The organism is Gordonia sp. CNJ-863 (genome assembly GCF_001942325.1).
GTDB lineage: Bacteria > Actinomycetota > Actinomycetes > Mycobacteriales > Mycobacteriaceae > Gordonia > Gordonia alkanivorans.
Genome location: NZ_MKKG01000062.1, coordinates 1 through 3,150, shown reverse-complemented (window position 1 = coordinate 3,150; position 3,150 = coordinate 1). Strand labels below are relative to the sequence as shown.

The following is a 3,150-nucleotide window of genomic DNA, read 5'->3' as shown; positions in this document are numbered from 1 at the left end:
CGCGACGAGCTGCTCAACTCCTGGCGCTTTGACTCCCTGCGCGAAGCCCGGGTCATCATCGAAGACTGGAGGATCGACTACAACGCCAACCGACCCCATTCGGCCCACCACGGACTCACCCCCGCCGAGTTCGCCCTACAGTGGACCACGACCCACCAACCTCAAGCCGCATAGCGACTGGACCATCGAATGGGTCCCCCTCACAAGGCTCGGCTTCCGATCACAACCCGAACTCAGCGGGTGTGGTCACCGCCATGGACATTACCCACGACCCGGCTGCTGGCGTTGATGTCCAGGCCATAGCTGATGCTATTGCAGCTTCACGAGATGGCCGTGTGAAGTATCTAATTTTCAACGATCGCATCATGGTTCCATCGGACCACGGGTGGCGATGGGTGTTCCACTACGCAGGTTCTCATAGGCAGCATCTACACGTGTCGGTGTGGGGAAACTACGACGACCAGGCTGAGTGGAGTATTGGATTAACAAAAAAGGAGGTTGACACAGTGATTCCAACAGCAGATTTATTAAACGCCCTGTTCTGGCGGTTCAGGAAGCGACACGCTTCACCGGCAGAACAAGCAAAGTACGTGGGCAAGATCAGCTACAACGATTTGATCCCGCTGCTCAACACGGGGGATGAGGCAGACAGAACTGCGCGTCTTCTCGAGCTGGGCGATAGGGCAGATCGTGAGAGTTGGACTAAGCCGACGAACGATGAGTTCGAAGAATTGAAGCGAACTGTCTACGTTAAGAAGGAAAACAACTAAATTACTCATCAATGGAGGTGATATGAACGACACAGTAACCGCATACATTAGGACTTACGCGCCGCTGATCGCCGGCTTCGTCATTGGGCAAGCTGCGAACATAGGCCTGGACTTGGACACCGCCCAGGAGCCGCTCGTCGCGGTCATCACTGTCACTGCGGGCGCAGCCTACTACGCACTTGCACGGTTAGTCGGCCGACGATATCCAAAAGTCGAAGCCGTCATGTTGGGCTCGAGCAAGACCCCAACGTACTAGCCCAGACCGCACCAGACGCTGCCTATGCGCCCCGATACGTTCGGGGCGCAAGTTGTATAACTTACGTGTTCAGGCCCTCACACAAGCTGAACAAAGTTCTTATGCATATAGTGGTGTCATGGCCAGTCGAAAGATCACCACGTATGAGTACATGGACGACCTTGATGGGTCTGTCGTCGAAGAAGGAGAGATCGACACGGTCAGCTTCTCCTATCGAGGCACGGACTACGAGATCGACCTGAAGAGTGCGAACGCCAACAAGTTTGACACCGCGATCAAGAAGTACATCGACTCCGCCCGAAAGGTCGGACGCACCCGTGCCGGGGGTGGCACGCGACGCACCGGCACGGGGTCCGGACGGAGCAGAGAGCAGCTCGCAGCTATCCGCGAGTGGGCGAACAAGAAGGGCTACGAGGTCTCACCGCGTGGGCGTATCCCCGCGAACGTAATCGATGCGTTTGACGCGGCACACTAGATATAGCGTCGCTACACCACTTCTCCGGCACTAGACCGAGCGGGAGAGGTGGTGTTGTCGTATGTACAGCATCTACCTCTGTTAGCCGACCCATCGGTCGGTAGGGGAGGGGACTCTGCCCGCTAACTCGACCCCTGTTCAAGCTGACTCGCAAGCCGAGATGGGGGAGTGGAGCAACGCGCCCGCTTTGTCCGACTGCTCTGTTAGTTTGATCGCACTCAGCCAGGACAGGAGCATGATGGCGCGTCGGATGCGGATGAAGAGCTTCCAGAAGCAGCAGATGGATGATCGCTATCTGCCACACATCGAACCATTCAACAGGATGGTGGATGAGCTGAGTACGGTTGAGGAGTGGATGCCGTACGTTGCGCCGTTGTACGGGGGGATCAACGCGCGCGTCCTCGCGATCTTCCGCGACCCCGGTCCGAAGACCCAGGTTGGCTCCGGAAGCGGAATGCTGTGTGTAGAGAACGACGATCAGTCGGCCGAGCGTCACTACAACTTCTTGAAGAACGCGGGCATCGAGCACGATCAGTTGATGGTGTGGAACACCTATCCCTGGTACATCAACCGCAAGCCTTCGTCCCAGGAGATCGATCGCGGACTTGGGCCGCTGAAGCAGGTCGTGTCGCTCTGTCCGAACCTAGAAGTTGTGATGGCGCATGGTGGCGAGGCGCAAGTCGCTTGGCAGCGCTTCCGTCTGCGCAATCCTGACTTGGTTCGCGATATCACGACGATCGAGACCTACCACACAAGCCGTCAGGCCCTGCAGACGAACGTCCCAGGCGAGCGTGAACGACGCGAACGAAAGCTAGTCGACGACTTCGCTCGGGCGTCTGCACGACTACGTGGGGAGTGAGGGCGCGCCCTTACGTGGGACGACAAACCAGCTAGACCTTCCACTTGATCTCGATCAGTTTTACGTCGAACTTCCACTGCTTGTAGGTCGGCACCTTGTACCCTTCGGTGCTGCCGCGAGGGTGCACGCAGACTCGTTCGATGAGATGACCAAGGACGTCTCGTCGCCACTCGATCGACTCGCTGTCCCACTTCGTTCGCACGTCACGCCCGATGTCCATGCCGCCTAGCAGCGCGGTCGAAGTGAACTCATGGATCTGCTTCTCAGTGTCCGTGATCTCTGCCTTGGTTGACTCGCGTAGTGTCTCGAACTCGTCCCGGCTCAGCAGCTTGGTGACGTAGTAGTCGTGGTTCAGTTCGCTCATGCGGGCTTCCAGGATGCGCAGTTGCTGACCAAGCTCACGGGTCGGGTTGTTCGCCGACTTCTGTTGCTCAAGTGCCTGAGCGAGTTGCGGTGAGTCCAGGCGACACATCACGGCTTCGGTCACGAGATCGATGATCGGCGCGGTCATCCGGCTCACCTTGCCGCAGCCACTCGGCATGCCAGTGTCGACGTTCTTGCCGGGGCACCAAGCCTGCGGCTTGTAGGAGCCATCGCGTTGCTGTTTGGACTTGTGATACATACGCGCACCGCAGCTCCCGCAGTAGAGCATCCCTGACAGCAGGGCCTGGTGCACGGATAGGTGACAGGGTTAGTCACGCGGCCTGAGGGGCCTCGTGGTTGATGATGGTCTCGAATTCAATGGGGGTCAATCTGCCGAGGCGGTCCTGTCGTCTGCGGCGGTGGTAGG

General features: G+C 58.2%; 6 protein-coding genes. 5 read left to right on the top strand and 1 reads right to left on the bottom strand.

The window, feature by feature from the left end; genetic code table 11:
• From BJF87_RS21700 to BJF87_RS21680, 5 genes are all read left to right on the top strand, one after another.
• Nucleotides 1-174: integrase core domain-containing protein (locus tag BJF87_RS21700; RefSeq protein ID WP_139319406.1), on the top strand; the 174-nt coding region annotated here is incomplete at its 5' end.
• A gap of 80 nt (nt 175-254) precedes the next feature.
• Nucleotides 255-770: a hypothetical protein gene (locus BJF87_RS25990; RefSeq protein WP_139319573.1), complete on the top strand. Its 516-nt coding sequence runs from the start codon at nt 255-257 to the stop codon at nt 768-770.
• Between the two features lie 22 nt (nt 771-792).
• Nucleotides 793-1,026, top strand: a complete 234-nt coding sequence (locus BJF87_RS21690) for a hypothetical protein (protein WP_075863889.1) — start codon at nt 793-795, stop codon at nt 1,024-1,026.
• Between the two features lie 118 nt (nt 1,027-1,144).
• Nucleotides 1,145-1,501: an Lsr2 family protein gene (locus BJF87_RS21685; RefSeq protein WP_075863888.1), complete on the top strand. Its 357-nt coding sequence runs from the start codon at nt 1,145-1,147 to the stop codon at nt 1,499-1,501.
• 208 nt (nt 1,502-1,709) lie between these two features.
• Nucleotides 1,710-2,360 (top strand): uracil-DNA glycosylase, encoded by a 651-nt coding sequence (locus BJF87_RS21680; protein WP_262339097.1) that lies wholly within the window; start codon nt 1,710-1,712, stop codon nt 2,358-2,360.
• Between the two features lie 31 nt (nt 2,361-2,391).
• Here BJF87_RS21680 and BJF87_RS21675 read toward each other — a convergent pair whose 3' ends face one another.
• A complete protein-coding gene (locus tag BJF87_RS21675) occupies nt 2,392-3,012 on the bottom strand; it encodes a recombinase zinc beta ribbon domain-containing protein (protein WP_075863887.1) in 621 nt (206 codons plus the stop codon).
• Nucleotides 3,013-3,150: the final 138 nt, after the last annotated feature.

What these genes read in the sequence shown, in the direction of transcription:
- BJF87_RS21690 (WP_075863889.1), top strand. Translation starts at nt 793, where the DNA reads ATGAACGACACAGTAACCGCATACATTAGGACTTACGCGCCGCTGATC.
- BJF87_RS25990 (WP_139319573.1), top strand. Translation starts at nt 255, where the DNA reads ATGGACATTACCCACGACCCGGCTGCTGGCGTTGATGTCCAGGCCATA.
- BJF87_RS21675 (WP_075863887.1), bottom strand. Translation starts at nt 3,012, where the DNA reads ATGCTCTACTGCGGGAGCTGCGGTGCGCGTATGTATCACAAGTCCAAA.
- BJF87_RS21685 (WP_075863888.1), top strand. Translation starts at nt 1,145, where the DNA reads ATGGCCAGTCGAAAGATCACCACGTATGAGTACATGGACGACCTTGAT.